This is a genomic window from Nonomuraea sp. NPDC003727 (assembly GCF_053586935.1).
In genome coordinates this window covers 356,595-379,587 of the sequence record NZ_JBSFNE010000007.1, presented here as the reverse complement: position 1 = coordinate 379,587, position 22,993 = coordinate 356,595, and the positions used below count along the sequence as shown (strand labels likewise).

Here is a 22,993-nt window from a genome sequence, read left to right as displayed (position 1 = left end):
TGAGCGACCTGAGCGACCTCAGCCCTCAGCCGAGCAGCCGCCTGATCCCGTCCGCGTACGCGCGCGGATGGGTCAGGTTGCCGTTGTGGCCGCCGGGCAGCACCTCCAGCTCGGCGCCCACGAGCGCGGCCAGCTCCTCGGCGCACCGGTAGTCGAACACCCCCCGCGGCGTCGTACGGCCGGCGACGGGGACGATCCGCACGGGTGAGCGGCGCAGCGCCTCGGGGTCGAGCCGATCCTCCCTGATCGCGGTGAGGTCGTGGCGCAGGAAGTGCGTGAAGTTGGCGACCCGCTGCGGCGTCATGGGGAACGGCGTGAGGTCCGGCTCCTTGTCGTCGCTGCCGGGGTCGATGCCGAGCACCTCGGCCACCAGCTTGACGGCGGGCACGAGCCCCTCGCGCTCGAAGACCTCCTGGACCTCGGCCAGCTCCCGCACGTGACGTTCCATGAGGTCGCCGGGCAGCAGCCACGGCGCGACGGGCTCGTGCGCGATGAGGGTGTGGATCTGCTCGGGATGCCTGGCGGCCAGGTGGAGCCCGAGCGCGGCGCCGAAGCTGCAGCCGAGCATGGCCGCCGGCTGGTCGGTCACCTCCGCGAGGATCCGGTGGACGTCCTCGGCGTGCTCGGCCATGGAGATCGTGACGGCGGGGTCGTCGAGCGCGCTGCGCGAGAGCCCCCTGCGGTCGTAGGTGACGACGGTGAAGTCGCCGACCAGCCGGTCGACCAGGTCCTTGCCCCTGTCGGCGTCGCCCTCGCCGCTCTGCGACAGCAGCAGCACCGGGCCGTCGCCCCTGACCTCGACGTGGATGTGGTTCGTCATGGCTCTCACCATAAAGCATCAAATTTGATGCATCAAGTCTGATGTAGTCTGGGGACATGAACGGAGTGGAGCTGTTCCTGCTGGGCCGTACGCTGATGAAGATCGGCGAGGAGTCCATGCCGACCGAGGGGATCGGCCCGCGGACCACGAGCGTGCGCACGGTGCTGATCGTGGTCAGCGACCTGCGCGCGCACCCCGAGACCACGGTCGGGGAGGTCGCCGCCCGCACCGGGCTGCCGCAGAGCGCGGTGTCGGCCGCCGTCGCCCGGCTGAAGGAGGCGGGCGCCGTCGTCACCGCGCCCGACCCGGCCGACCGCAGGCGTCAGGTGATCACACCCGCGCCGGCCCTGTCGGACAGGGTGACGCGGGTGCGGTCCACGCCGATCGACGGCCCGCTCGCCGCGGCACTCGGCACCACGGACCCCGGCGAGATCGGCGAGGTGATCGCGCTGCTCGAGCAGCTCGCCGGTCGGCTGACGCCCGGCGCGGTGACCAGGCTGCGGTGAGTCGAACCCCGGCGGGCACGGTCGTCGCTGTCAGTCGGGCAGCGCGGCTGGATTGCGGGCGAGCAGGCCGCCGTCGACCCGGTGCTCGGCGCCGGTGATGAACGACGAGCGCGGCCCGGCGAGGAAGGCGACCAGTTCGGCCACCTCCTCCGGCCGCGCCACCCTGCCCAGCGGATGGGCCCGGCCCCACGCCGCGACCTGCTCGTCCTGCGACAGCGGCCCGCGCCACAGGTCGGCCGCCCAGCGCAGCATCGGGGTGTCGACCGAGCCGGGGCACACGACGTTCACCCTGATCCCGTCGGCGGCGTGATCGAGGGCCATCGCCCTGGTCAGGCCGTTCAGCGCGGCCTTGCTCGCGGTGTAGGCGGCCACGTGCGCCTGGGAGGCGAAGGCCTGCACCGACGACATGACGACGATCGACCCGCCGCCCCGCCTGCGCAGCGCCGGAACGGCCGCCTTGCAGGTCAGGAAGACACCCTTGAGGTTGATGTCGAGTACCTCGTCCCAGACCTCGACCGGCGTGTCCTCCACGGTGCCGTACCGCTGCACGCCCGCGCAGGTCGCCACGATGTCCAGCCCGCCGTACCTGGACTCGGCCAGCTCGACCAGCTCGCGCATCCGCTCCCCGTCGCGCACGTCCGCGACGACCCCGGTGACCCGCTCGCCCCCGAACGGCGCCTCCGTCCCGCAGTAGACGACCGCCGCGCCCGCCCCTGCCAGCCGCTCGACGACCGCCTTCCCGATGCCCGTCGACCCGCCCGTGACCAGGGCCACCTTGCCGTCGAACTCGCTCACGTCATCACCTCCGCGCGCACCCATGAGGTCCTGGACTCGCCGGGCCCGAGGAGCATCGCGGTCCCGTTGTCCACAGCCGTGGCCAGGCCGTCCGTCGGCATGCCGGAGAACGGCTCCAGCCCCACCACGTACGCCCTGCCCCACCACGGCCAGTCCTTCGTGGCACCGGCCTCCTGCCACAGCCACAGGTACGGCATGGCGCCCGCGTCCCACTCCACCCGCAGGCCGACCCCGGCCAGAACCTCGTACCATCCCGTGTCGAAGCCTGTCAGATAGACGATCTCGCTGGGCGCCCCCTCCGGCGGCGCCACGAACAGCTCCGCCGCCCGCCGTCCGAGCGGATCGATCGACGAGGGGTGCGGGATCACCGTCACCCCCTCGGGCACCCTGATGCGCGCGCCCGGTCGCAGGAACGGCCGGCCGTAGACCAGGTGGTGGCCCCACATCGCGTGCAGCGCCACACCCGCCTCGTTCGTGACCCGTCCCTCGATCTCCAGCGCCGCCGTCCCCGAGGCGATCCTGAACACCTTCTCCACCCGGTACGGCAGGCGCCGCGTGCGCACCGCCAGCCGTACCGCGACCTCCTCGGGCGAGTCGGACAGCACCTCCACCGACCACGGCAGCCCCGCGACCTCGCCGTGCTGGGCCAGCCGCGCGCCCCGGTACACGCTGGGCGCGCCGCCGTTGGGGAAGACCTCCTGCCATCCGCCCTCGTAGTGGTCGAGGAACGCGCCCACGTCGTCGGCCGCCTGCTGCGGGAGCGGCCTGCGCAGCCCCTGCGGCGAGAGCCACACCAGGTCGGTGTCGGTCGGCTTGTGCAGGAACTCCACGACGTCGCCGCCCTTGCCGGCCAGCACGGTCACGCGCAGCCGCTCGTTCTCCAGGACGAGCGCGCGCATGCCCTCGACCGTGATCTCCCGCAGCCGGGCGGCCCAGTTGCGCGTCACTCGAACGCCAGGTCCAGGAAGCGCGGGCGGTAGATCGTCACGTCGCGATAGTGATCGGTGTTGACGAAGCTGTTGACGTTGTAGGAGACCACGAGCCCGGGTCCGGCGATCTCCGGGTGCGCGTGGGCGTTGTAGGTGAAGATGTTCCCGCCGGTCTCGGGTGTGGTGTAGACGGTGGTCTTGTTCCCGAACGGCCCGTACGGCGTGCAGCCGGTGTAGGCGACGATCCTGGAGCTCAGCACCTCCGTGGTGTCGTGCGTGATCAGCACGTAGCCGTCGCCGACCCGGCTGACGGAGTACTCGTTGGCCACGCCCTCCATCAGGCGGGCCGAGTCGGCCTGGTTCCTCGACCAGGTGCCGTCCGCCTTCAGGTACTCCCACGTGCCGAGCAGGCTGGCGCCCCTGACCCTGGCCAGGTGCATGTACTTGGGCGAGCCCAGGTCCTCCACGCCGTAGACGTAGGTGTGGCGGCCGTCCCTGTGGACGGCGGACGCCCACGCCACCTTGCGCCCCGACGGCAGGTCGTGCACGCTGATCGGCCGGTCGAGGCGCCCGGGGGCGAAGCGGGCGACCACGTTGCGGTGCCAGCGCCAGTCCCACGGGCCGGTGCCGAACCGCTCGTACTCCTGGTAGGTGACCTCCAGGACGCCGCCGGCGAGCGTGGCGTCGCCGGCCCAGTACCAGTGGTCCTTGTCGCGGGGCGGCATCACGGCCTTGGGGTCCTCGGCGGTGCCTCCGTAGATCGTGGACAGCCGGCCGTCGCGCTCCACCGCGAAGGAGTTGTTGAGGAAGACGGTCGTGCCGCCCTCCTCCCTGACCGGCGGGCGGGAGCCGTCCGGGTTGACCTGGCCGAGGAAGGTGTCGGAGAACACCCACAGCTCCTTGCCGTCGGGAAGCCTGACGGAGTAGGTGCCGTCGGCGCCCGTCCAGTCGTCCAGGCGGCTGTTGTCGTTGCCGTACGCGGTGAACAGGGAGGTCAGCCTGGCGTCGGTGCCGGCGCCGCGGAAGGTGGGCAGGTCGCAGGCGGCGGCCAGGGCGGCCGCGGGGGCGCCGGCGATCGTGGTGAGGACGAGAACGAGAGACAGCAGGAGTCGCCGCATCACGGGCCCCTATCAGATGGGGGATGTCCTCGTAGTTCTAGTCATTAGATGACTTATTGTCTAGTAGTTCTTGCCGTCCTGCTGTACTTCTCGCCCTGAGCGCCCTCACGCCGCGGCGTCGACGCCGTCGAACGGCAGGCTCTAGGAGTTCGGCGAGGCCTGTGCCGGTGTCGGGAAGGCGAACCGCGGCTCCGTTCCTGACCACCACGCCCCGATGGCGAACGCCGCCGTCGCCTCGATGTAGACCGCGCGGGCCAGCCCCCCGCAGGGCATGGGGGTGCAGCCCATCGACGTGATCAGTTCGGTGACCTGGTCGAGGCTGCCCGGATCGTCCCCGCAGAACGGTACGGCCAGCGGGGCGCCCTCGAAAGCCGGGCGCGGCAGCGTCCAGATGCTCTCGTGGCACAGGTTGAACGCCTTGACCACGTGGGCCCCCGGCGCGGCCTCCGCCATCCGCCGGGCGACCGACGTCGTGCCGCCTGTCGTCAGCATCAGCCCGCCGTCGGCCGGCGCGATGGGGTTCGTGCAGTCGACGACCGTCCGCCCGCTGAGGGTGCCGGCGAGCCCCTCCACCACCTTCGGCGCCACGTCCGCGGGGACCGCCACGAGGACGAGGTCGCCGTGGGCCGCCCCGTCCGTGAGAGTCCCGTACCCCGCGGCGCCGATACGGGCCGCCGTCGCGGCGGCCGCGGCCCGGTCGCGTCCGCCGACCAGCACGTCGTGCCCCGCGCGGACCCACGCGCCGCCCAGTGTCGTGGCCATCATGCCCGTGCCGAGGATGCCGATACGCATGGTGTGACTCCTGACTCCTGACTCCGGATCGTCGGCGACCCGGCAGTGCCGAGGTGACATCGCAGGTGATGCCGGTCCCCGACGGTAGGTGGCCCGATGCGCACCACGTGGTGTCCGTCGGAGCGGGCAGGATGGGGGCGTGGAGAATCTCCCCGACCTGCCGGAGCTCGCGTACACCTCCGACTGCCGGGCGCGCATGGCGTTCGAGGTGCTCGCGAACCGCTGGGACAGCGTCGTCGTGTACACGCTCGGCCAGAGCGGTCCGATGCGGCCACGTGAACTGGTCGCCCGGATCGGCGGGATCCGCCCCAAGGTCCTCACCGAGGCACTGCGGCGCCTGGAGTACAACGGCCTGGTCGACCGCCGGGCGTACGCGGAGGCGCCACCGCGCGTGGACTACGCGCTGACAGAGGCCGGTGTCGCGCTGCTCGGCCCCATGCGTGCGATGGGCGTGTGGGCCGCACGGTACGGCGACGCCGTCCTGGACGCGCAGGACCGGTTCGAGGAGCGGAACCAGGCGCACCGCCGTACCGGCAGCTAGCCCCCGCCCACCAGGTTGACGCCGAGAGGCTCATCTGCCACGCGGTCGAGGGAGTCGTGAAGACCGAACTGTTGCGCGGTGTGGCCGACGCACGCGCTGAAAATCGGATGCCCGCCTGCGAAACCGCCATGCAGCCTGCGCGAGCCACCGATGGAGGAATCGCCGTGGGTCACGGGGAGTTCGGATACGTCACGTGCAAGCCATGACCCCTGTCTAGTGTCAGCGACCCCTGCGCTTGTCGGTCTGTTTGGGGTGTCCGGTGCCCGCCCTCGTGATCCATAGTGTGCGGTTGTCGTCATCGACGGCGTACCAGATGCGGCCACCGGAAGTCGCCTCGTACTGCCACTGCTCCAGGAATTCTCCGCCTACCTTCACCGCGCCCAGCGCGCCTTTGAGAGGGTGCTGGCGGTTGTCCACGTGACACCCGCGCCCGGTCCAGGTTTTTCCCGGGCCTGGGAGAGCAGGTGGTTCCACCCTTCAGCGGCACGACGGCTTCTCCGCGGTGTGGCCGGCCGTGCGCGCTGAAAACAGGATGCCCGCCCGCGAAACGCCCATGTAGCCTGCGCGAGGACCTCTGAAAGGGAATCGCCATGGGACACGGTGGGGCACTTCACGTGCGAGCCATGACGCCTATGGTCGCGCTAACGGCGAGGCGCTGCCGTCGATCATGCCTGAATCGTAGACTCCGTATATGAGCGCGATGCGTGACGAGCTCCACTCGCTGGTCGACCAGTTGCCCGAGGACCAGGTGCCGCCGGTGCTGGCACTCGTCCGTGAGAACATCGCAGCGACACGCCGCCGTGAGGGAGCAGCGCTGACCCTGGAACGGATCCGGGAGCGGATGCGTGGAGTAACGGGCGTGGACGAAGAGCTCCATCGCCTTCGGGACGAGTCGCGTGGCTGACGCCTACGTCGTCGATACGGGCGTGTTCCTGAGGTGGTTTGTCGATCAACCTGGCTTCGAGCATGCTCGCGAAATTCAAGAGGCCTTCCTGCATGATCAGGTCGGGCTGGAGACAGCCGATTTCGCGCGCATCGAAGTCGCGGGAGTCTTGCGGAAGAAGGGGCTTCTCGCCGGTCGCCTGACGGCTGAAGAGTTCGTCGCGGCCGTCCGGGTCATTGATGAGTTCGGGGTTCGCGTCCACCAGGTCGACGCAGACCGGCTCGAGAGAGCCGCCACTCTGGCGGTGCGGCTCACCCTCCGCATGTATGACGCGATCTTCGCCCAACTGGCGCTCGACAGAGCTATTCCGTTGCTCACAACTGATGCCAAGCTCTGCCACGCGGTCGAGGGAGTCGTGAAGACCGAACTTCTCCGGGGTGTGGCCGGCCGTGCGCGCTGAAAAGAGGATGCCCGCCCGCGAAACGCCCATGTAGCCTGCGCGAGGACCTCTGAAAGGGAATCGCCATGGGACACGTCGAGGTGGGACACCTCACGTGCAACCCGTGACCCCCATGCCGCGCCGCGAGATTGCCGTCTTCTTCTGGCCTGATTACTGGCCCCGCATTCCTTGATACACGTACACGCACGTGCTCCCGGACATCGAACGAGCGACCGTCGAGGCGGTCGCAAAGAAGCTGTTCGGGTGATCAGAGAACGCGCAAGTGGCCGGATTCCTGGCGAGGTCAGGCCTCTTGGCTGTCGAAATGGCCGTCGTCGCCCTTTTGGGCAAGATCGATGACCGCCGTTTTGGCTGGTAGGGCGCCTGGGACTCGAACCCGGGATCTGTCGATCAAGAAGCGCGGACAAGGCGGTTCTCGTAGGCGAAGATCACGGCCTGGATTCTGTCACGGAGCTTGAGCTTGGCCAGGATGCGGCCCACATGGGTCTTCACTGTGCCCTCGGACAGGAGCAGCCGACCGGCGATCTCGGCGTTGGACCGGCCGAGCGCGATCTGTTGGAGGATCTCGCGTTCCCGTGGGGTCAGCGCGGCCAGTGGGTCAGGACCGTCATCGGGCACCGGGAGGTCGGCGGCGATGTGGTCGATGAGCCGACGGGTGGTGGACGGTGCGATGACCGCGTCGCCACGGTGCACGGTGCGGATCGCGGCCAACAGGTCCTCCGGCGGCGCGTCCTTGACCAGGAAACCGCTGGCTCCGGCCCGCAGCGCGGCGAAGGCGTACTTGTCGAGGTCGAACGTGGTGAGCACGACCACCCGGGGCGCAGGTCCGGGACGAGCGAGCAGGCGGTGGGTCGCCTCAACCCCGCCCATACGTGGCATCCGGACGTCCATCAGGACCACGTCGGCGGTCGTGACGGCCAGTTTCTCCAGCGCTTCGGCGCCGTCGCCGGCCTCACCGGCGACCATCATGTCGGGCTGAGCCTCGACCACCATCACGAAGCCGGCCCGGACCATCACCTGGTCGTCGACGAAGAACACTCTGATCGTCACGTCTGCCCCTTCGCTCCGGTCCGCAGGGGTACGGCAGGCGGGCGGACACGTGGAACCCACCGGCCGTTGCCGGTCCGGCGGTAACCGTACCGCCGAAGGCAAGGAATCGCTCGCGCATGCCGACCAGGCCGAGCCTTGCGCCGTCGCCGGGCCCGCCGGGATCCCCGGGGCCGTCGTCCTGGACCCGCACCGCAAGCTCGGCCGTCTCCCAGCTCAGCACCACCAGGGCCCGGCGGCCGGCGCCCGCGTGCTTGAGCGTGTTCGTCAGCGACTCCTGGACCAGCCGGTAGACCGCCAGTTCGGCGGCGGGGCTGAGCCGCCGCTCGGTGCCGTCCTGCCGGAACGTCACCTCCAGCCCGGCGGCCCTGGTCCCCTCCAGCAGCCGGGGCAGCTCGGCCAGCGTCGGCGCGGAGTCTCCGGACTCGGGCTCCAGCGGCGTGTCGGCGCGCAGCACGCCCAGCAGGCCGCGCATGTCCGCCAGCGCGTGGCGTCCGGCGTCGGCGATCGTGGCGAGGATTTCCGCAGCCCGGCCAGGATCGGCGCCTACCGCATAGGTGCCGCCCTGCGCCTGGCTGATCACCACTGACAGCGAGTGCGAGACCACGTCGTGGATCTCTCTGGCGATCCGGGCTCGCTCGTCGCTTACGGCCCGTCGAGCGCGTTCCTCCCGATCGGCTTCCGCTCTGCGCGCCCGATCCTCCAGCGAGGCCAGGTACGCCCGCTGCGTCCGGCGCCACATGCCGAGGCTCCACGCCACCATGGTGACGGCGAGTAGGAAGAGGAAGACGTACGCCGGGGGCAGGCCGGCCGCCTGGCGCGGGTTGAGCCAGAACCGTGCGCCGACGGCTGCGGATCCGAGCACGGCCGCGGCCGGCCCCCAGCCCAGAGCACGCCGCGATCCGTAGGCGCACACCGAGTAGAGCGACCACGGAAACACCAGCATCGACGGTGGCAGCAGCAGGACCCCGGTGCCGGCCAGCATCGCCGCGCATCCCACCGAGACCGCGCCGAAGGACGCCAACGGCATTGCGCGCCGCAAGCCCATCGCGGTGTGCGCCAGTAGAGCACCCGCGAACGCGAGCGGCGCGGGGCCGGGAGTCGCGGTCAGCACGAGCCAGGTCCAGCCCAGCAGCGGCAGGCCCACCAGCGTGGCCAGGGCGGCGTCGGCGAGCGGCGGCCGTGCCCTGGCCTGCGAGAGCAGCCGTCCGATCGCCTGTGACATGGCCCTGAGTCTACGAACGGGCAAGGGCGCGCCGCGTCTGCCCAGGGGCGGAGCCGCGTATGCCTGAGGTCGTATCTTTCCTGGCCCTCGGGCAGACGCGGGAGCGGCGTCCGCGGAGGGAGTGTGGGATCACCGAACGAACATCGGACGGAGACCTCATGAGACAACGATCACCTGTTGCGGGTTATCTCGCCGCCGGCTGGGCGGCGGCGTACGCGGGATTGCGCGCCTACTGGACGATGGGCGGTGAGTGGCTCGCCGTGCGCTGCAGCGCCACCGAGGCCGCCACGGCCACCGCCGCGGATCCGTGCGCCAGCCGGCCGCTGCCCGAGTTGGACGGCCTGGCCGGGTGGGGGAGCGTGCTCGCGCTGGCCGCGATGGCCGTGCTGGCGCTGGCCACGGTGCGGCCCTTCGGGCGGCGGATCCCGCGCACGGGCCTGCTTGCGGCGACCTGGATCGGCGCGCTGGCGCTGCTGTGCTTCGGCGGCCAGATCCTGCTGCTCAACCTGCTGCGGGTGCTCTTGTGGGTCACCGGGTTGCCCGGCTGGGCGGCCGAGCCGTACTGGACGCTGTTCGTCGACCAGCTCATCGTGCTCGCCGGCGTCGGGGCGCTCGCCGTCGCCGCCTGGTCCTACCAGCGTCGCACGCGCCCCGAGTCGGTGGACGTGCGAGCTGTCGGCCGCCGGCTGCGCCGGTTCGGCTGGGCCGCGACGCTGGCGCCGCTGCCCTACGCGACGCTCAAGGCGGTGTGGGCCCTGGGCTACCCGGTGGGCGGCTACCGTGAATCGGGGCTGGTGGGTGCGCACCACTGGTACAGCCCGTTGGCCGATTTCAGCGTCACCATTCCGGTGTTCGGCGCGCTGTGCGCGCTCGCGCTGATCCAGGGCTGGGCCCGGTGGGTGCCCCGCCGGCTGGTGCTGGGCGCCGGCTGGATCGGTGGCGTCGGCCTGCTGTCCATGGGGCTGCCGGCGGCGGTGACCACGATCGGTGAGTTCGTCGGCCTCGCCGAGTTCCCGACCGCGCCCGGCAGCGCGAACCTGTGGGTGATCGGCCTGACCTACGGCGGGTTCCTGTTCTGGGGCACGGCCCTGGTCGGTCTGATCACCTGCTATCAGGCGCTCACCCAGCATCCAGCGCCCGCCCGATTCCTCGGTCCGGCCGTACAGGAAGCAAGCATTCGATGAGGAAGGTTCTGACGTGCGCTTTGTGACCGTTGCGCTCGTCGGTCTGTTCGGGGTGTACGGTGCCCGCCCTCGGTGATCCACAGCGTGCGGTTGTCGTCATCGATGGCATACCAGATGCGGCCACCGGAAGTCGCTTCGTACTGCCACTGCTCCAGAGGCTCTCCGCCCACCTTCACCGCGCCCAGCGCGCCTTTGAGAGGGTGCTGGCGGTTGTCCACGTGACGCGGATCGCCGGTGATCGCAACCCACGCCCGGTCCAGGTTCTCCCGGGCCTGGGAGAGCAGGTGGTTCCAGCCTTCAGCGGCACGACGATCGGCGAACCGCACACCCCAGGGGTTGGGGCGGGGGACCTCCTCCTCGCGGCCGGTCATGACGACTCGCCATGTGGCTTGGGGACCGCAGGCCCGTCGCCGGGAAAGGGCCCCTGGAGCTCGCGGGCAAGCTGCGGATCGCTCCACACCACCGCGGTGGACCGCCAAGACGTCAGGGCCCGGCCGAACGGCAGGAGCTCGCCGGTATCCGCTCCGGCGGTCAGATGCCCGAGAAGCTCGCGGACGCAAGCCTGACGTTCGGTCTCGGGCAGCCACGTCACCCAGGGCAATTCCTCGGTGAGTACCTCCTCGGCCAGGCTGCCGTTGCGTCGCTCCACGATGGCCAGGGCGCGAGCAGCGATGCGCAGGCTGGCCGTACTGGCCTCGAATTGCTCGGCCCGCATCAGAACAAGATTCTCCTCATCCCGACGCTCAAGGATCAGATAAGCGGCTAGCCGGTGAGAAATGGGATGCCGGACACGGGGGAGGACGGATAGCCTGCACGGGATCTGAAGGGGGCGCTATGGGACACGTCGAGGTGGGGCACCTCACCTACGTCCTGCCTGACGGGCGGCCGCTGCTCAACGACGTGTCCTTCCGCATCGGCGAGGGCGTCAAGGCCGCGCTCGTCGGGCCGAACGGGGCCGGCAAGACCACGCTGATGCGCCTGGTCGCCGGCGACATCCAGCCGGTCGAGGGCAGCGTGGCCAGCTCGGGCGGGCTGGGCGTCATGCGCCAGTTCATCGGCAGCATCCGCGACGGCAGCACGGCGCACGACCTGCTGCTCAGCGTCGCCCCACCCGCGGTACGGCAGGCGGCGCACCGCCTCGACCAGGCCGAGCTGGCGATGATGGAGCGTGACGACGAGAAGACCCAGATGCGCTACGCCCAGGCGATCACCGACTACACCGACGCGGGCGGCTACGACATCGAGGTGCTCTGGGACACCTGCACGATCGCGGCGCTCGGCGTGCCGTACGACAGGGTGAAGTACCGCGAGACGTCCACGCTGTCGGGCGGGGAGCAGAAGCGCCTGGTCCTGGAGGCGCTGCTGCGCGGGCCCGACCAGACGCTGCTGCTCGACGAGCCGGACAACTACCTCGACGTGCCCGGCAAGATCTGGCTGGAGCAGCAGCTCAACGAGACTCCGAAGACCGTCATGCTGGTCAGTCACGACCGGCGGCTGCTGGCCAACGCCGCCGACCGCATCGTCACGGTCGAGTCGGGCGGCGTCTGGATCCACGGTGGTGGGTTCGGCACCTACGCCGAGGCCCGCAAGGCCAGGAACGAGCGCCTCGACGAGCTGCGCAGGCGGTGGGACGAGGAGCACGCCAAGCTCAAGGCCCTGGTCAACATGCTCAAGAACAAGGCCAGGTACAACGACGGCATGGCGGCCGCCTACCACGCGTCCCAGACGCGGCTGCGCCGGTTCGAGGAGGCGGGGCCGCCGGAGGTGGCGCCGAGCGACCAGAAGATCAGCATGCGGCTGCGCGGCGGCCGTACGGGCAAGCGCGCGGTGATCAGCGAGAGCCTGGAGCTGACGGGCCTGATGAAGCCGTTCGACCTGGAGATCTGGTACGGCGAGCGCGTCGCCGTCCTCGGCTCGAACGGGTCGGGCAAGTCCCACTTCCTGCGCCTGCTGGCCGGGGAGCCGGTCGCGCACACGGGAGTGGCCAGGCTGGGCGCGCGCGTCGTGCCGGGACACTTCGCCCAGACGCACGCCCGCCCCGAGCTCCACGGCCGCACACCGTGCGAGATCGTCATGACCGAGCACGCCAAGCTCAAGAACGAGGCGATGAAGGTCCTGGCCCGCTACGAGCTCGCCGGGCTCATCGCCGACCAGCGCTTCGAGACGCTGTCGGGAGGGCAGCAGGCGCGGCTGCAGATCCTGCTGCTCGAACTGTCGGGCGCGACCCTGCTGCTGCTCGACGAGCCGACCGACAACCTCGACCTGGCCAGCGCCGAGGCGCTGCAGGAGGGGCTGAACGCCTTCGACGGCACGGTGGTCGCGGTCACGCACGACCGCTGGTTCGCCGATGACTTCGACAGGTTTCTGGTGTTCGGGGCGGATGGAAATGTGTACGAATCCGCCGAACCGGTGTGGGACGAAACACGCGTGGCCCGCCAACGCTGAACATTGACTAAAGAGTTGGTACGGCAGGCGCGTGTTCATGCCTGCCGTACCCGGAAACGGGTTATCACGGCAACGTGATTCCGCGTATCCGTACCATCGCCGCCTTCGCCCTCGTCCTCGTGGCGGGTTGTGCCGCGGCGGAGAAGCCACCTGTCCAGATGAAGCCGCTCGTGCTCAAAGAGCAGGCTTCGTCGGTCGCCAAGAGCGCCGACGGGTACGTCGTGAACTGGGCGGGCGTGCTGGTCAACAGCAACCCCTGGCACTTCGGCGAGCACGTCGTCGCCACGATCGTGGGGCGCGACGCCAAGGGCGCCGAGGTGGCCCGCATGGACCAGCCGCTCGACGCTGTCCCGCCGGGGGGCGACCTGCCCTTCACCGGGCAGATGCCGGCTTCAGGAAAGCCGGCGAAGGTGACGATCGAGTACCGCTCGACGCAGTGGCGGCAGGCGGCGCGCGTCCCGTCGTCGCTGCTGCCGTTCCCGATCACCAGGTCGCAGACCGTCAAGCAGAAGAACGGCAGCTACCTGGTCACCGGCGAGGTCGACAACCCCTACGTGCTGCCCGCCGGCAGCCTGGTCGTGACCGCGCTGCTGCGTGACCAGGCGGGCAAGCTGGTGGCCGGCGCCAGCACGTTCGTCGACGACGTGCGGGCGGGGAAGCCCCCGCGGTTCATCCTGACGGTCGAAGGGCTGCCCGCGACGGCGAAGGTGGCCATGACGGACGTGGTGGCCAGGACCTGGGGCTCGACCGGACGTCCTTACGAGGAGCTGGCGCTGGGCGGGGCGCAACCGGTGCACACGGTCAAGCCGACGACCGCGCCGTTCGCGTACGACAAGGGACGGCAGATGCCGCCGGGCGAGAGCAAGCCCTGACGGCACCCTGATCCACGCCCCTGACGACCCGACGAGGGCCCGCGCTTTCCCGCGGGCCCTCTTTGTGCGCTGTCATTCGTGACATTTCCGGACGGGCTTTCTTTGGCGATCCGCTCGTCAATAAGACGATAAATCGGTCAGGGCTACGGGTTTTTCTTGGCGGACCCCAATGAACCGGTAGAACGGCAAGTTACCGATCCATTACCTTCGGTCACGTCGGCGCAGCGGCGGCGAGGCCGCGGCTCGCCTTCTCGGTCCCATCTGGCTGAAGGGAGGCCGGTCAGCGTGCCCGCAGTCCGCGTCAGGTGCTCGGCCGGCCCGCCCGGACATCACCCCTGCCGCAAGAGCGTGGAAAGGAGGGTGGCGCTGCTCCGAGCCATGGGTTCCGCGCCACACAACAGATGAACGACCGCGTCCTGGTCGAGGCTCTCCGCGCCCGCGACCCTGGTGCCCTCGCGGCGCTCTACGACACGCACGCCGAGGGCATCTACCACTACTGCTGGACCCTCCTCAGCAATCCCGACAGCGCCCAGGTCGCCCTGCGCGACACCCTCATCGCCGCCGAGGCCCACATCGGCGCCCTGGCCGAGCCCGACAGGTTGCGCGGCTGGCTCTACGCGCTGGCCAGGCAGGAGTGCCTGCGCCGGCGCACCGGCGGTGGCGGCGACGAGACCGAGGCGATGGTCGCGCTCCCTGCCCTGGCCGATCCCGCCGACGCCGACCTGCGCGTCATGGCGTGGAACGCCGTCCGCAGCCTGACGGCGGCCGACGCCGAGCTGCTCGAGCTGACCACCAGGCACGGCCTGTCCACGTTCGATGTCGCGGCGGTTCTCGGGGTCACGCCGCGCCAGATCGAGATCACCCACGAGGCGGCCGCCGAACGGCTCGGCGACGCGATCACCGCCGAGGTCCTCGCCCGGAAGGGTCCCTACGACTGCCCGCAGCGGGCCGCCATCCTCACCGGCTTCTCCGGCGAGCTGACCGCCGAGATGCGCGGGGAGGTGGTCGCCCACCTGGACAGGTGCGAGACCTGCGCGCCGCACCGGGCAGGGCAGGTGTCGATCGCGAAGGTCTTCGAGCTGATGCCCGCCGCGGCGCTGCCGGAGACGCTCAGGGTCAGGGTGATGAGCTGCTTCGCCGACCCCGAGCTGCTGCCGTACCGGAGGTATGTGGCGCGGCGGTCGGCCGCGCTGGACGCGGCCGGGTTTCCCCACGCGGGAGACGGGAGGGCGCGGCGCTGGTCGCAGGCGCTGGCGGGCGCGTTGGCGGCGGTCGCCGCCCTCGCGGCCATCGGCATGATCTTCACCTACTTCGGCAAGGAGGGTGACGGGATCACGGGCATCGCCTCGGGGGCGTTTCCCGCGACCGGGGAGCCGCCGGGGATCAGGTTGCCCTGGCTGCCGAACCCTCACGACACGCCGATCACGGTGGAGCCCATCCTCAACAGCTCGGCGACCTATCCCGTCGGGGCGCACCGGTCGACGGCGCCGGTGACCGCGACGACGCCGGACCCCGTGCCGGCGCCGCCGCGTGTCCCGTGGGTGCCCCAGCCGACCCGCACCGGCCCGGCACCGACGCCGCCGACGCTGACGCCGGGGGAGCCGCCGGGGACGAACCCGCCCCGTGACCACCACGGCAGTCCGACGAAGACGCCGTGCCCCACGAGGACGCCCACCCCCCGGCCCACCCTTACGGCGACGCCCACCGCCACCTCGCCCCCCACCCCGACCCCCAGCCCGACCCCCACGGCCACGCAGCCGGCGACGTCCCCGCCGCCCACTCCGGAGCCGACGGCCACGCGGCTGCCGACGGAGCCGCCCAAGCCGGATCCCACCCCCACTCCCGCGCCGACCGTCCCGCCGACGAAGGATCCGCAGCAGGGTTCAGGCGGTTCCGGCGGCCGGGGGTCCCCAGGTTCCGGATCCTCAGGTTCCGGGTCCACGGGTTCCGGATCCTCAGGTTCCGGATCCTCAGGTTCCGGGTCCACGGGTTCCGGATCCTCAGGTTCAGGGTCCACGGGTGCCGAAGGGTCGGGTGCCGGAGGGTCGAGGGCCGGGGGCGCGGCGTCCGGGGGCGGCGCGCCTGAGCGGGCAAGCGGCGGGACACCGGCGGTCACGGCCGCCGAGGAGTCCCCACAGGTCCTGACCGAGGCGCCGGCCAGGCAGGAGAACGCGTAAGCCCGGTGGAGCGCTTCACCGTCAAGGGGCACCGGGTCTGCCCGCTCCCCGTTCCTGGGGAACTGGCCGACCTGGTGCCCCGCGTCCATGAGATCGACTGGCCGACCTGGCTCGACCCCGGCCCCCGCATGCTCAGGGACGTGCTCGACCTGTCCCGCCTGCTCACCGCGCGCTCCCTCGCCACGCTCTCGTGGCTGGCCCGCGGCGACCCTCCCGCCGACCTCGACTGGTTGTGGACGAGGTGCAGGCTCGCCGGACCCCGCCAGGAGCGCATGTACGGCGCGGCCGCCGCCGTGCCCGACCCCGTGCTGGCCCTCGTCGTCGCCGACTGGACCTGGGTACTCGGCACCGCCTACGGCGGCAGGGTCACCGCCCCCTACCTGGCGGGCGCCGCCTATCCCCGCGTCGGGCACCAGGCCGCCCACGCCACCATGACCCTTTACCAGACCTTCGAACGCCATCCCGAGGCGCGCCCGGCCATCGCCGCCGCGTGGGCCGCCGCCCGCGTCACCGCCGACTGGTGCAAGGCCGCCGAACTTCACGCTGCGTATGGGAGCGAGACGCCGGTCTTCGCCTACCCGAAGGGGGCGATACCGCCCTCGACGGGACTCCGGCCGTGGATAGAACGCCTACTCCGCCTGCGGTGATTACGTTACGTAAGTTTCATGTGTGCGCTGTGTGACTAATGGGAATCGTGTGCATAGAGTGACGACGCATGCGCAGGGGGGAATCGTATGCATACCGTCAGAACACGCCTGTTCGTCGCCTGTTGCATGGTGGCGACGTTGTGCCCACCGGCCGCCGCCGAGCCCGCGCCATCCGCGGGTGAGGTCGCCAGGGCGCGCGCCACCGTGAAGCAGCGGGCCAAGGCGCTCGGGGTGGCAAGCGTACGGCTGGCCGCGGCCAACACGCGGCTGGACGAGCTGGCCGTCAACGCCGGGCGGATGGTCGAGGCGTACAACGGCCAGATCGTCCGGCTGGACGGGGCGCGGGAGCGGCACTCCATGGCCATGGAGCGGCTGAAAGCGGCCGAGGACAGAGTGGCGGCGACGAAGGCCGCCGTCTCGATGCTGGCCACGCAGTCGTACGCGGGCATGGATCTCAGCAATCCCATGGTCAGCCTGTTCAGCGACGGCGGCGGGCTCGAGGGCTACCTGCACCGGACGAGCACGCTCGAATCCATCGGCCAGGAGCAGACCGAGAAGCTGAAACAGGTGCGCGACACCCAACAGGTGGCGACCGTGCTCCGCGCGCAGGCCGAGGACGCCTACACCGAGCAACAACGGGCCGCCGCGCAGGCCGAAGAGGCCAAGGCGGCGGCCGAGGCGGCGGTCGACACGCAGCAACGCGAGACCGAGGCCATCGAGGCGGAGAAGGTCACGCTGGAGAAACGCGTGGACGCGGCGCGCACCGAGGCCGAACAGCTGGCCAGGCAGCGGGCCACCGCGATGGAACAGGCCCGGCTGGAGCGACAACAGCGGCTGGCGAAGGCCAGCGGGGCCGGATCGGCCGCCAGATGGATGACACCAGGCCAGACGACGGGTGACGTCGTGGCCAACTGGGCGCTGACGCAGCTCGGCAAGCCGTACGTGTGGGCGGCCGCCGGCCCGTCGGGCTTTGACTGCTCCGGGCTCTCCATGCGGGCCTGGGAGAAGGTCGGGGTGCGGCTCGACCACTGGACGGGCACGCAGTGGAACGCGGGCCCGCACGTCCCTCTGAATCAGTTGCAGAGGGGTGACCTGCTGTTCTTCGGCAAGGTCACGAACAATCCCGGAGACATCCACCACGTGGGGATCTTCGTCGGGCGCGGCATGATGGTGCACGCGCCGCAGACGGGAGACGTGGTCCGCATCGCCTCCATGTGGCGCAGGGACCTGGTCGGCGCGACCCGTCCCCGCTAGGCCGCCCGGTTCGGCCGTACGCCGAGGGAATCCTCCAGCGACATCGCTTCCGCGAGACGTGAGCGTCCGGAAGCGCCGAGATCCGGCGGTGCGCACTATCCACCGCACGCCGGAGGACAACGGTCGCCGAGCGAGCGTCCACAAGACGCGAGGTTCCGCAAGGCGCGAGGTGCCACAAGCCGCGAGGTGCCACCAGGCGCGACGTGCCACGAAGCGCGACGTTCCACAGGGCACGAGATTCGACGAGTCGCGGGTCCGCTGAGACGGACACACCCGCGAGACGGGAGGTCCCGTGAGACGTGAGCCACCACGAAACCCCGCGCCCCGCGGGGAAACCGTCAGTGGGCGGTGTAGCCCTGCTCCTTCGCGCGCTGGAACGAGCGCTCGATCTCGGCCTCGGCCTCGACGCGGCCCACCCAGTTGGCGCCCTCGACCGACTTGCCGGGCTCCAGGTCCTTGTACACCTCGAAGAAGTGCTGGATCTCCAGCCGGTCGAACTCCGCCACGTGGTGGATGTCGCGGATGTGCTCCATCCGCGGGTCGGTGGCGGGCACGCACAGGACCTTGTCGTCGCCGCCCTTCTCGTCGGTCATGCGGAACATGCCGACCGCGCGGCAGGTGATGTAGCAGCCGGGGAAGGTCGGCTCCTGCAGCAGCACGAGGGCGTCGAGCGGGTCGCCGTCCTCGCCGAGGGTGTGCTCGATGAAGCCGTAGTCGGCGGGGTACTGCGTGGAGGTGAACAGGAGCCGGTCAAGCCTGATCTTGCCGGTCTCGTGGTCCACTTCGTACTTGTTCCGTTGCCCCTTCGGAATTTCAACGACAACGTCGAACTCCACCGCGGTTCCTCCGCTCGAGCCCCCCGGGCACCCCCGGTTGGGCGTTAATGTCTCGTAGGCGAACTGAGAGAGAGGTCGGCGACGTGGTGCGGCGCGAGCGGTGGGTGGCGTTGACCACACTCGCCATGCTCCAGGCGGTGACGATCGTCGCCGGCGCGTACGCGCTGACGAACGATCTCAGCCTGGGCGCGCTGACGAGGCCTGAACCACTGCCGACCGAGCGTGCTGAGCCTTCGCCCGTCCCTGTGGTCACCGCGGGGCCGGTGCTGGCCTCGGGTGGAGACGGACCTCTCCCCCCTAAGGGTACTTTGACCGCACAGCTCGCCGACGCCCTGGGTGACGAAGCGCTCGGTGACAGGGTGGGCGCCGTCGTCATCGACGCAGGGACGGGGGAGCAGATCTTCGCCGCCGGCGCCGCCACCGGGATCACCCCGGCCTCCACCACCAAGGTGGTGACCTGCGCCGCCGCGCTCGCCTCCCTCGGTCCCGACGCCCGCCTGAAGACCTCCGTCGTCCAGGGCCCGAACCGCAACTCGATCGTGCTGGTCGGCGGCGGCGACCCGACGCTGGCCGGGCCGTCGGCCAAGCCGGGCGCCTATCCCAAGCAGGCGTCGATGGTCCAGCTCGCCTCCCGCACCGCGGCCGCGCTCAAGTCGTCGGGCGTCACCAAGGTCACGCTCTCCTACGACGCCTCCCTCTTCACCGGCAGTGGGTCCGCGCCCGGCTGGAAGCCCAACTACATCCCGGACGGCGAGGCCGCTCCCGTCCACGCGCTGGCGATCGACGAGGGCCGCCAGAACCCGGCCTCCTCGACGCCGCGCGTCGCCGACCCGGCCGCCTACGCGGCCACCGCGTTCGCCAAGACCCTCGGCAAGTACGGCATCAGCGTCGGCGCGTCGATCCGCCCGGCCAAGGCGGCCCGCGGGGCGGCCACGCTCGCCGCGGTGGAGTCCGCGCCCGTCTACGCGCTCGTCGAACGCACGCTCACGAAGAGCGACAACGATCTGGCCGAGGCGCTGGCCAGGCACGTGGCCATCAAGGAGGGCAGGCCCGCCTCCTTCGAGGGCGGCTCCCAGGCGGTGCTGGCGGTGCTCAAGCGGCTGGGCATCGACAAGGGCGTGACGGTCTCCGACGGGTCGGGGCTGTCCATCAGGAACCGGATCAGCGCGGAGGGCCTGGCCCGTGTGCTGGCCGTGGCGGCCAAGGACCCCGCGCTGCGTCCGCTGCTCGCCGGCATGCCGATCGCGGGGTTCACCGGGACGCTCGGCCACCGCTTCACCGGCGGGGACAGCAAGGGGCAGGTCGGCCTGGTCCGCGCCAAGACCGGCACGCTCAACCACGTCAACACGCTGGCCGGGTTCGCCACCACGCGCTCGGGGCGGCTGGTCACCTTCGCCTTCCTGGCCGACAAGGTCCCCTACACCGCCGAGTCGGTCCTCGACCGTCTGGCCGCCATCGTCGCCCGCTCCTGACCGGCCCGGGCACGCGGCAGCCGGGCGGCGGCGCCGGGCCCGCGCAGGAGGGCGGGCCAGTTCTTCGCAGTGGGCGAGCCGACCACGTACGGTGGACGGTATGCAGGTGATCGACTGGGATCTGGCCGTCTCGACCGGAACGCGCCTGGTGCGCCCCGGACCACAGGTGAGCCGTGAGGAGGCCCGCCACGCCGTCACCGAACTGCGCACCCTCTCCCGTGAAGCGGAGGGGCACGTCCGCGAGTTCACCAAGATAGAGGCGGCCACCCCGCCGCAGCCCGCCACCATCGTCGACCGGCCGGGATGGATCCGGGCGAACGTCGAAGGCTTCCGCGTCGTGCTCGAACCGCTGACCGAGCGGATGGCCAACCGCGACAACCCGCCGCCCGCCATCGTCAGCGCCGTCGGGTCGCGGATCACCGGCGTCGAGGTGGGCGCCGTGCTGGCCTTCCTCGCCTCGCGGGTGCTGGGCCAGTACGAGCTGTTCCTGCCGCCCGACCCGACGGGACGCGAGCCCATCGGCCGCCTCACCCTCGTCGCGCCGAACATCGTCAACGCCGAGCGCGAGATGGGCGTCCACCCGCGCGACTTCCGCCTGTGGGTGTGCCTGCACGAGGAGACGCACCGGGTGCAGTTCACGGGGGTGCCGTGGCTGCGCGAGTACGTCAGGTCGCAGATGACCGACTTCCTGCTCGCCTCCGACCTCGACGTGGCCACCCTGCTCGAACGGCTGCGCGCCGCCGCCGACACCGTGGCGGACGTGGTGCGCGGCACCGGCGACGGCAACCTCATCGACGTGATCCAGACGCCGGAGCAGAAGGAGATCCTCGACCGGATCACCGCGGTGATGACGCTCCTGGAGGGGCATGGCGACTACGTGATGGACGCGGTCGGCCCGAGCGTGGTGCCGTCGGTGGCCGACATCAGGGCGAAGTTCAGCCAGCGCCGCGAGGGGATGTCGCGCCTCGACCGCACGGTGCGCAAGCTGCTGGGCCTCGAGATGAAGATGAAGCAGTACGCCGAGGGCTCGGCCTTCGTCCGGCACGTGGTCGGCAAGGTGGGGATGGACGGGTTCAACCGCGTGTGGACCTCGCCGGAGACGCTGCCGATGTCGGACGAGATCGCCGATCCTGACCGGTGGATCGCGCGGGTCGTCCCGCAGAGCCCGCCCGCCCTCCCGGCCCAGCCGGCCGACCCGGAGGCCTGACCGGCGCGGGCGTCGTCGGGACGATCCCGGCGGTCCGGCTGGACGCGGACGGTCCGGAGAGCCGGCCAGGCGCAGGGACGATTCCGGCGGTCTGGCCGGACGCGGGAACGTTCCCCGATGTTGCCAGGCGCGGGCGTCGCGGGGACCGTCCGGCTGAGCGGGGCCCGAGGGGCGGGAGAATGGCGCCATGGGCCCACATCCGGCCGTCGCCGACGTACGGCGAGCCGTCCGCGAGGCGCTGGCCGACCTCGTCCCCGGCGACCTGGTGCTGGCCGCCTGCAGCGGCGGCGCCGACTCGCTCGCGCTGGCCGCCGCCCTGGCCTTCGTTGCGCCCAGGGCGAACATCCGCGCCGGTCTCCTGACCGTCGACCACCAGCTCCAGGACGGCTCGGCCGACCGGGCGGTGAAGGTCGCCGAGACGGCGAGGGGGTGGGGCCTGGACCCGGTCGAGGTCCTCACCGTCAGCGTCGGTACGGCGGGCGGCCCCGAGGCGGCCGCCCGCGACGCCCGCTACCAGGCGCTCGCCGCGGCGGCCGACCGGCTGGGAGCCGTGACGGTCCTGCTCGCCCACACCCGTGACGACCAGGCGGAGACCGTCCTGCTCGGCCTGGCCAGGGGCAGCGGACCACGATCGCTGTCGGGGATGGCGGAGCGCGCGGGCCGCTACCGCAGGCCGTTCCTCCGGCTCGGCAGGGACACCACCGAGGCCGCCTGCGCGGCGCTGGGTCTCGACGTGTGGGACGACCCGCACAACACCGACACCCGCTACACCAGGGTGAAGGTGCGCACCAGGGTGCTGCCGGTGCTGGAGGGGGAGCTGGGGCCAGGCGTCGCCCAGGCGCTCGCGCGGACCGCCGATCTGGCGAGGGACGACGCCGACGCCCTCGACGAATGGGCCGCGAGGGCCTTCGACGATTGCGCTCTAAGCGATATCGGGGGGGTTGTGACGCTTGCCGTACCGGGGCTCGACGGTCTTCCGGCCGCCGTGCGGCGGCGCGTGCTGCGGCGCGCGGCGATCGCCGCGGGCTCGCCCTCGGGAGCGCTGTCGGCGGGCCACGTGATGGCCGTGGAACGGCTGATCACGGCATGGCGAGGGCAGGGAAGGGCCGACCTACCCGGGGGAGTTGGTGTGGTTCGGCGGTATGGCACCCTTGTGTTCGCCCCCGCGCAAGAGAACCAAGCGTAAGGACACCCAGGTGGACGCAGCCGACATGGGCAAGGACCTCGAGAGGGTCCTCATCTCCGAAGACGAGCTCCAGGCCAAGATCGGCGAACTGGCGGCTCGGATCGACGCAGACTACTCAGGCAAGGACCTGCTGCTCGTCGGCGTGCTGAAGGGCGCGGTGATGGTGGTGGCCGACCTGGCCCGGGCCCTGCACCTGCCGGTCCAGACCGACTGGATGGCGGTGTCCTCCTACGGCGCCGGCACCAAGTCGTCGGGCGTGGTGCGGATCCTGAAGGACCTCGACACCGACATCACCAACCGCCACGTGCTGATCGTCGAGGACATCATCGACTCCGGCCTCACGCTGAGCTGGCTGCTCGACAACCTGAAGTCGCGCAACCCCGCCTCGCTGGAGATCTGCGCGGCACTGCGCAAGCCCGACGCGGTCAAGGTGCCGATCGAGGTCAAGTACATCGGCTTCGACATCCCGAACGAGTTCGTCATCGGCTACGGGCTCGACTACGCGGAGCGTTACCGCAACCTCCCCTTCATCGGGACGCTCGCGCCGCACGTCTACAACAGCTGACAGCCGACGAATGGCGGGGAACATCGAGCGGC

At 71.0% G+C, this 22,993-nt stretch carries 24 protein-coding genes; 14 read left to right on the top strand and 10 right to left on the bottom strand.

Annotated elements, in window-relative coordinates; translation table 11 throughout:
• Positions 1-25: 25 nt before the first annotated feature.
• Positions 26-820 (bottom strand): alpha/beta fold hydrolase, encoded by a 795-nt coding sequence (locus ACWDLG_RS20505; protein ID WP_449922039.1) that lies wholly within the window; start codon positions 818-820, stop codon positions 26-28.
• A 56-nt stretch (positions 821-876) separates the two neighbouring features.
• Between ACWDLG_RS20505 and ACWDLG_RS20500 the strand changes: the two genes are divergently transcribed.
• The gene (locus tag ACWDLG_RS20500) at positions 877-1,326 is read left to right on the top strand and encodes a MarR family winged helix-turn-helix transcriptional regulator (protein ID WP_449922037.1); all 450 of its coding nucleotides are present in this window, start codon (positions 877-879) and stop codon (positions 1,324-1,326) included.
• Between the two features lie 30 nt (positions 1,327-1,356).
• Here the strand turns inward: ACWDLG_RS20500 and ACWDLG_RS20495 are convergent, their stop codons facing one another.
• From ACWDLG_RS20495 to ACWDLG_RS20480, 4 genes are all read right to left on the bottom strand, one after another.
• Positions 1,357-2,121: an SDR family NAD(P)-dependent oxidoreductase gene (locus ACWDLG_RS20495; protein WP_449922035.1), complete on the bottom strand. Its 765-nt coding sequence runs from the start codon at positions 2,119-2,121 to the stop codon at positions 1,357-1,359.
• Positions 2,118-3,068 (bottom strand): DUF4432 family protein, encoded by a 951-nt coding sequence (locus tag ACWDLG_RS20490; RefSeq protein WP_449922033.1) that lies wholly within the window; start codon positions 3,066-3,068, stop codon positions 2,118-2,120. Before ACWDLG_RS20490 ends, ACWDLG_RS20495 begins: the two co-directional genes overlap by 4 nt.
• On the bottom strand, positions 3,065-4,168 hold the full coding sequence (locus ACWDLG_RS20485) for a DUF4185 domain-containing protein (protein WP_449922152.1): 1,104 nt from the start codon (positions 4,166-4,168) through the stop codon (positions 3,065-3,067). The genes ACWDLG_RS20490 and ACWDLG_RS20485 overlap by 4 nt, the downstream gene beginning before the upstream one ends.
• Before the next feature lie 141 nt (positions 4,169-4,309).
• Positions 4,310-5,020 (bottom strand): NADPH-dependent F420 reductase, encoded by a 711-nt coding sequence (locus tag ACWDLG_RS20480; protein WP_449922031.1) that lies wholly within the window; start codon positions 5,018-5,020, stop codon positions 4,310-4,312.
• Between the two features lie 79 nt (positions 5,021-5,099).
• Here ACWDLG_RS20480 and ACWDLG_RS20475 point away from each other — a divergent pair, with 79 nt between their 5' ends.
• Complete coding sequence (locus tag ACWDLG_RS20475; protein WP_354909310.1) at positions 5,100-5,501, top strand: winged helix-turn-helix transcriptional regulator; 402 nt, start codon at positions 5,100-5,102, stop codon at positions 5,499-5,501.
• Between the two features lie 219 nt (positions 5,502-5,720).
• Here ACWDLG_RS20475 and ACWDLG_RS20470 read toward each other — a convergent pair whose 3' ends face one another.
• The gene (locus ACWDLG_RS20470) at positions 5,721-5,918 is read right to left on the bottom strand and encodes a hypothetical protein (protein ID WP_449922030.1); all 198 of its coding nucleotides are present in this window, start codon (positions 5,916-5,918) and stop codon (positions 5,721-5,723) included.
• Positions 5,919-6,192: 274 nt separating this feature from the next.
• Here ACWDLG_RS20470 and ACWDLG_RS20465 point away from each other — a divergent pair, with 274 nt between their 5' ends.
• Together ACWDLG_RS20465 and ACWDLG_RS20460 are read left to right on the top strand one after the other, a co-directional pair.
• Positions 6,193-6,405, top strand: a complete 213-nt coding sequence (locus ACWDLG_RS20465; protein ID WP_449922028.1) for a hypothetical protein — start codon at positions 6,193-6,195, stop codon at positions 6,403-6,405.
• Complete coding sequence (locus ACWDLG_RS20460) at positions 6,398-6,844, top strand: type II toxin-antitoxin system VapC family toxin (protein WP_449922027.1); 447 nt, start codon at positions 6,398-6,400, stop codon at positions 6,842-6,844. The genes ACWDLG_RS20465 and ACWDLG_RS20460 overlap by 8 nt, the downstream gene beginning before the upstream one ends.
• A 390-nt stretch (positions 6,845-7,234) precedes the next feature.
• Here the strand turns inward: ACWDLG_RS20460 and ACWDLG_RS20455 are convergent, their stop codons facing one another.
• Together ACWDLG_RS20455 and ACWDLG_RS20450 are read right to left on the bottom strand one after the other, a co-directional pair.
• On the bottom strand, positions 7,235-7,858 hold the full coding sequence (locus ACWDLG_RS20455; protein ID WP_354909526.1) for a response regulator transcription factor: 624 nt from the start codon (positions 7,856-7,858) through the stop codon (positions 7,235-7,237).
• Positions 7,797-9,116: a sensor histidine kinase gene (locus tag ACWDLG_RS20450; RefSeq protein ID WP_449922025.1), complete on the bottom strand. Its 1,320-nt coding sequence runs from the start codon at positions 9,114-9,116 to the stop codon at positions 7,797-7,799. The genes ACWDLG_RS20455 and ACWDLG_RS20450 overlap by 62 nt, the downstream gene beginning before the upstream one ends.
• Before the next feature lie 158 nt (positions 9,117-9,274).
• Between ACWDLG_RS20450 and ACWDLG_RS20445 the strand changes: the two genes are divergently transcribed.
• Positions 9,275-10,300 carry a hypothetical protein gene (locus tag ACWDLG_RS20445; protein WP_449922023.1) on the top strand — a complete coding sequence of 342 codons (1,026 nt, stop codon included), beginning with the start codon at positions 9,275-9,277 and terminating at the stop codon, positions 10,298-10,300.
• 367 nt (positions 10,301-10,667) lie between these two features.
• Here the strand turns inward: ACWDLG_RS20445 and ACWDLG_RS20440 are convergent, their stop codons facing one another.
• Positions 10,668-11,015 carry a hypothetical protein gene (locus tag ACWDLG_RS20440; protein WP_449922021.1) on the bottom strand — a complete coding sequence of 116 codons (348 nt, stop codon included), beginning with the start codon at positions 11,013-11,015 and terminating at the stop codon, positions 10,668-10,670.
• A gap of 119 nt (positions 11,016-11,134) precedes the next feature.
• Between ACWDLG_RS20440 and ACWDLG_RS20435 the strand changes: the two genes are divergently transcribed.
• The 5 genes from ACWDLG_RS20435 to ACWDLG_RS20415 all read left to right on the top strand — a co-directional run bounded on the left by ACWDLG_RS20435 (position 11,135) and on the right by ACWDLG_RS20415 (position 17,695).
• Positions 11,135-12,745 carry an ABC-F family ATP-binding cassette domain-containing protein gene (locus tag ACWDLG_RS20435; RefSeq protein WP_449922019.1) on the top strand — a complete coding sequence of 537 codons (1,611 nt, stop codon included), beginning with the start codon at positions 11,135-11,137 and terminating at the stop codon, positions 12,743-12,745.
• 74 nt (positions 12,746-12,819) lie between these two features.
• On the top strand, positions 12,820-13,617 hold the full coding sequence (locus tag ACWDLG_RS20430) for a hypothetical protein (protein WP_449922018.1): 798 nt from the start codon (positions 12,820-12,822) through the stop codon (positions 13,615-13,617).
• 401 nt (positions 13,618-14,018) lie between these two features.
• A complete protein-coding gene (locus ACWDLG_RS20425) occupies positions 14,019-15,794 on the top strand; it encodes a hypothetical protein (protein WP_449922016.1) in 1,776 nt (591 codons plus the stop codon).
• Between the two features lie 5 nt (positions 15,795-15,799).
• Entirely contained in the window at positions 15,800-16,441 is a 642-nt protein-coding gene (locus ACWDLG_RS20420; protein WP_449922015.1) for a hypothetical protein, read from the top strand.
• An 87-nt stretch (positions 16,442-16,528) separates the two neighbouring features.
• Complete coding sequence (locus ACWDLG_RS20415) at positions 16,529-17,695, top strand: NlpC/P60 family protein (RefSeq protein ID WP_449922013.1); 1,167 nt, start codon at positions 16,529-16,531, stop codon at positions 17,693-17,695.
• Between the two features lie 338 nt (positions 17,696-18,033).
• Here the strand turns inward: ACWDLG_RS20415 and ACWDLG_RS20410 are convergent, their stop codons facing one another.
• Positions 18,034-18,531, bottom strand: coding sequence for an inorganic diphosphatase (locus tag ACWDLG_RS20410; RefSeq protein WP_354909332.1), 498 nt, complete (start codon positions 18,529-18,531; stop codon positions 18,034-18,036).
• Positions 18,532-18,839: 308 nt separating this feature from the next.
• On the opposite strand from ACWDLG_RS20410, the gene dacB reads away from it, so the two are divergent.
• The 4 genes from dacB to hpt all read left to right on the top strand — a co-directional run bounded on the left by dacB (position 18,840) and on the right by hpt (position 22,961).
• On the top strand, positions 18,840-20,003 hold the full coding sequence (dacB, locus tag ACWDLG_RS20405) for a D-alanyl-D-alanine carboxypeptidase/D-alanyl-D-alanine endopeptidase (RefSeq protein ID WP_449922011.1): 1,164 nt from the start codon (positions 18,840-18,842) through the stop codon (positions 20,001-20,003).
• Positions 20,004-20,103: 100 nt separating this feature from the next.
• Positions 20,104-21,210 (top strand): zinc-dependent metalloprotease, encoded by a 1,107-nt coding sequence (locus ACWDLG_RS20400; protein WP_449922009.1) that lies wholly within the window; start codon positions 20,104-20,106, stop codon positions 21,208-21,210.
• Positions 21,211-21,397: 187 nt separating this feature from the next.
• Complete coding sequence (gene tilS, locus ACWDLG_RS20395; RefSeq protein ID WP_354909340.1) at positions 21,398-22,396, top strand: tRNA lysidine(34) synthetase TilS; 999 nt, start codon at positions 21,398-21,400, stop codon at positions 22,394-22,396.
• A 10-nt stretch (positions 22,397-22,406) separates the two neighbouring features.
• Positions 22,407-22,961 (top strand): hypoxanthine phosphoribosyltransferase, encoded by a 555-nt coding sequence (hpt, locus tag ACWDLG_RS20390; protein ID WP_354909343.1) that lies wholly within the window; start codon positions 22,407-22,409, stop codon positions 22,959-22,961.
• The last annotated feature ends 32 nt before the right edge of the window (positions 22,962-22,993 follow it).

Excerpts from the sequence above, each read along its gene's own strand:
- ACWDLG_RS20480 (WP_449922031.1), bottom strand. The coding sequence starts at position 5,020 with ATGTCACCTCGGCACTGCCGGGTCGCCGACGATCCGGAGTCAGGAGTC.
- ACWDLG_RS20415 (WP_449922013.1), top strand. The coding sequence starts at position 16,529 with ATGCATACCGTCAGAACACGCCTGTTCGTCGCCTGTTGCATGGTGGCG.
- ACWDLG_RS20455 (WP_354909526.1), bottom strand. The coding sequence starts at position 7,858 with ATGGTCCGGGCCGGCTTCGTGATGGTGGTCGAGGCTCAGCCCGACATG.
- ACWDLG_RS20485 (WP_449922152.1), bottom strand. The coding sequence starts at position 4,168 with ATGCGGCGACTCCTGCTGTCTCTCGTTCTCGTCCTCACCACGATCGCC.
- ACWDLG_RS20465 (WP_449922028.1), top strand. The coding sequence starts at position 6,193 with ATGAGCGCGATGCGTGACGAGCTCCACTCGCTGGTCGACCAGTTGCCC.
- ACWDLG_RS20500 (WP_449922037.1), top strand. The coding sequence starts at position 877 with ATGAACGGAGTGGAGCTGTTCCTGCTGGGCCGTACGCTGATGAAGATC.
- ACWDLG_RS20440 (WP_449922021.1), bottom strand. The coding sequence starts at position 11,015 with ATGCGGGCCGAGCAATTCGAGGCCAGTACGGCCAGCCTGCGCATCGCT.
- ACWDLG_RS20505 (WP_449922039.1), bottom strand. The coding sequence starts at position 820 with ATGACGAACCACATCCACGTCGAGGTCAGGGGCGACGGCCCGGTGCTG.
- ACWDLG_RS20425 (WP_449922016.1), top strand. The coding sequence starts at position 14,019 with ATGAACGACCGCGTCCTGGTCGAGGCTCTCCGCGCCCGCGACCCTGGT.
- tilS (WP_354909340.1), top strand. The coding sequence starts at position 21,398 with ATGGGCCCACATCCGGCCGTCGCCGACGTACGGCGAGCCGTCCGCGAG.
- ACWDLG_RS20445 (WP_449922023.1), top strand. The coding sequence starts at position 9,275 with ATGAGACAACGATCACCTGTTGCGGGTTATCTCGCCGCCGGCTGGGCG.
- ACWDLG_RS20435 (WP_449922019.1), top strand. The coding sequence starts at position 11,135 with ATGGGACACGTCGAGGTGGGGCACCTCACCTACGTCCTGCCTGACGGG.
- ACWDLG_RS20400 (WP_449922009.1), top strand. The coding sequence starts at position 20,104 with ATGCAGGTGATCGACTGGGATCTGGCCGTCTCGACCGGAACGCGCCTG.
- ACWDLG_RS20450 (WP_449922025.1), bottom strand. The coding sequence starts at position 9,116 with ATGTCACAGGCGATCGGACGGCTGCTCTCGCAGGCCAGGGCACGGCCG.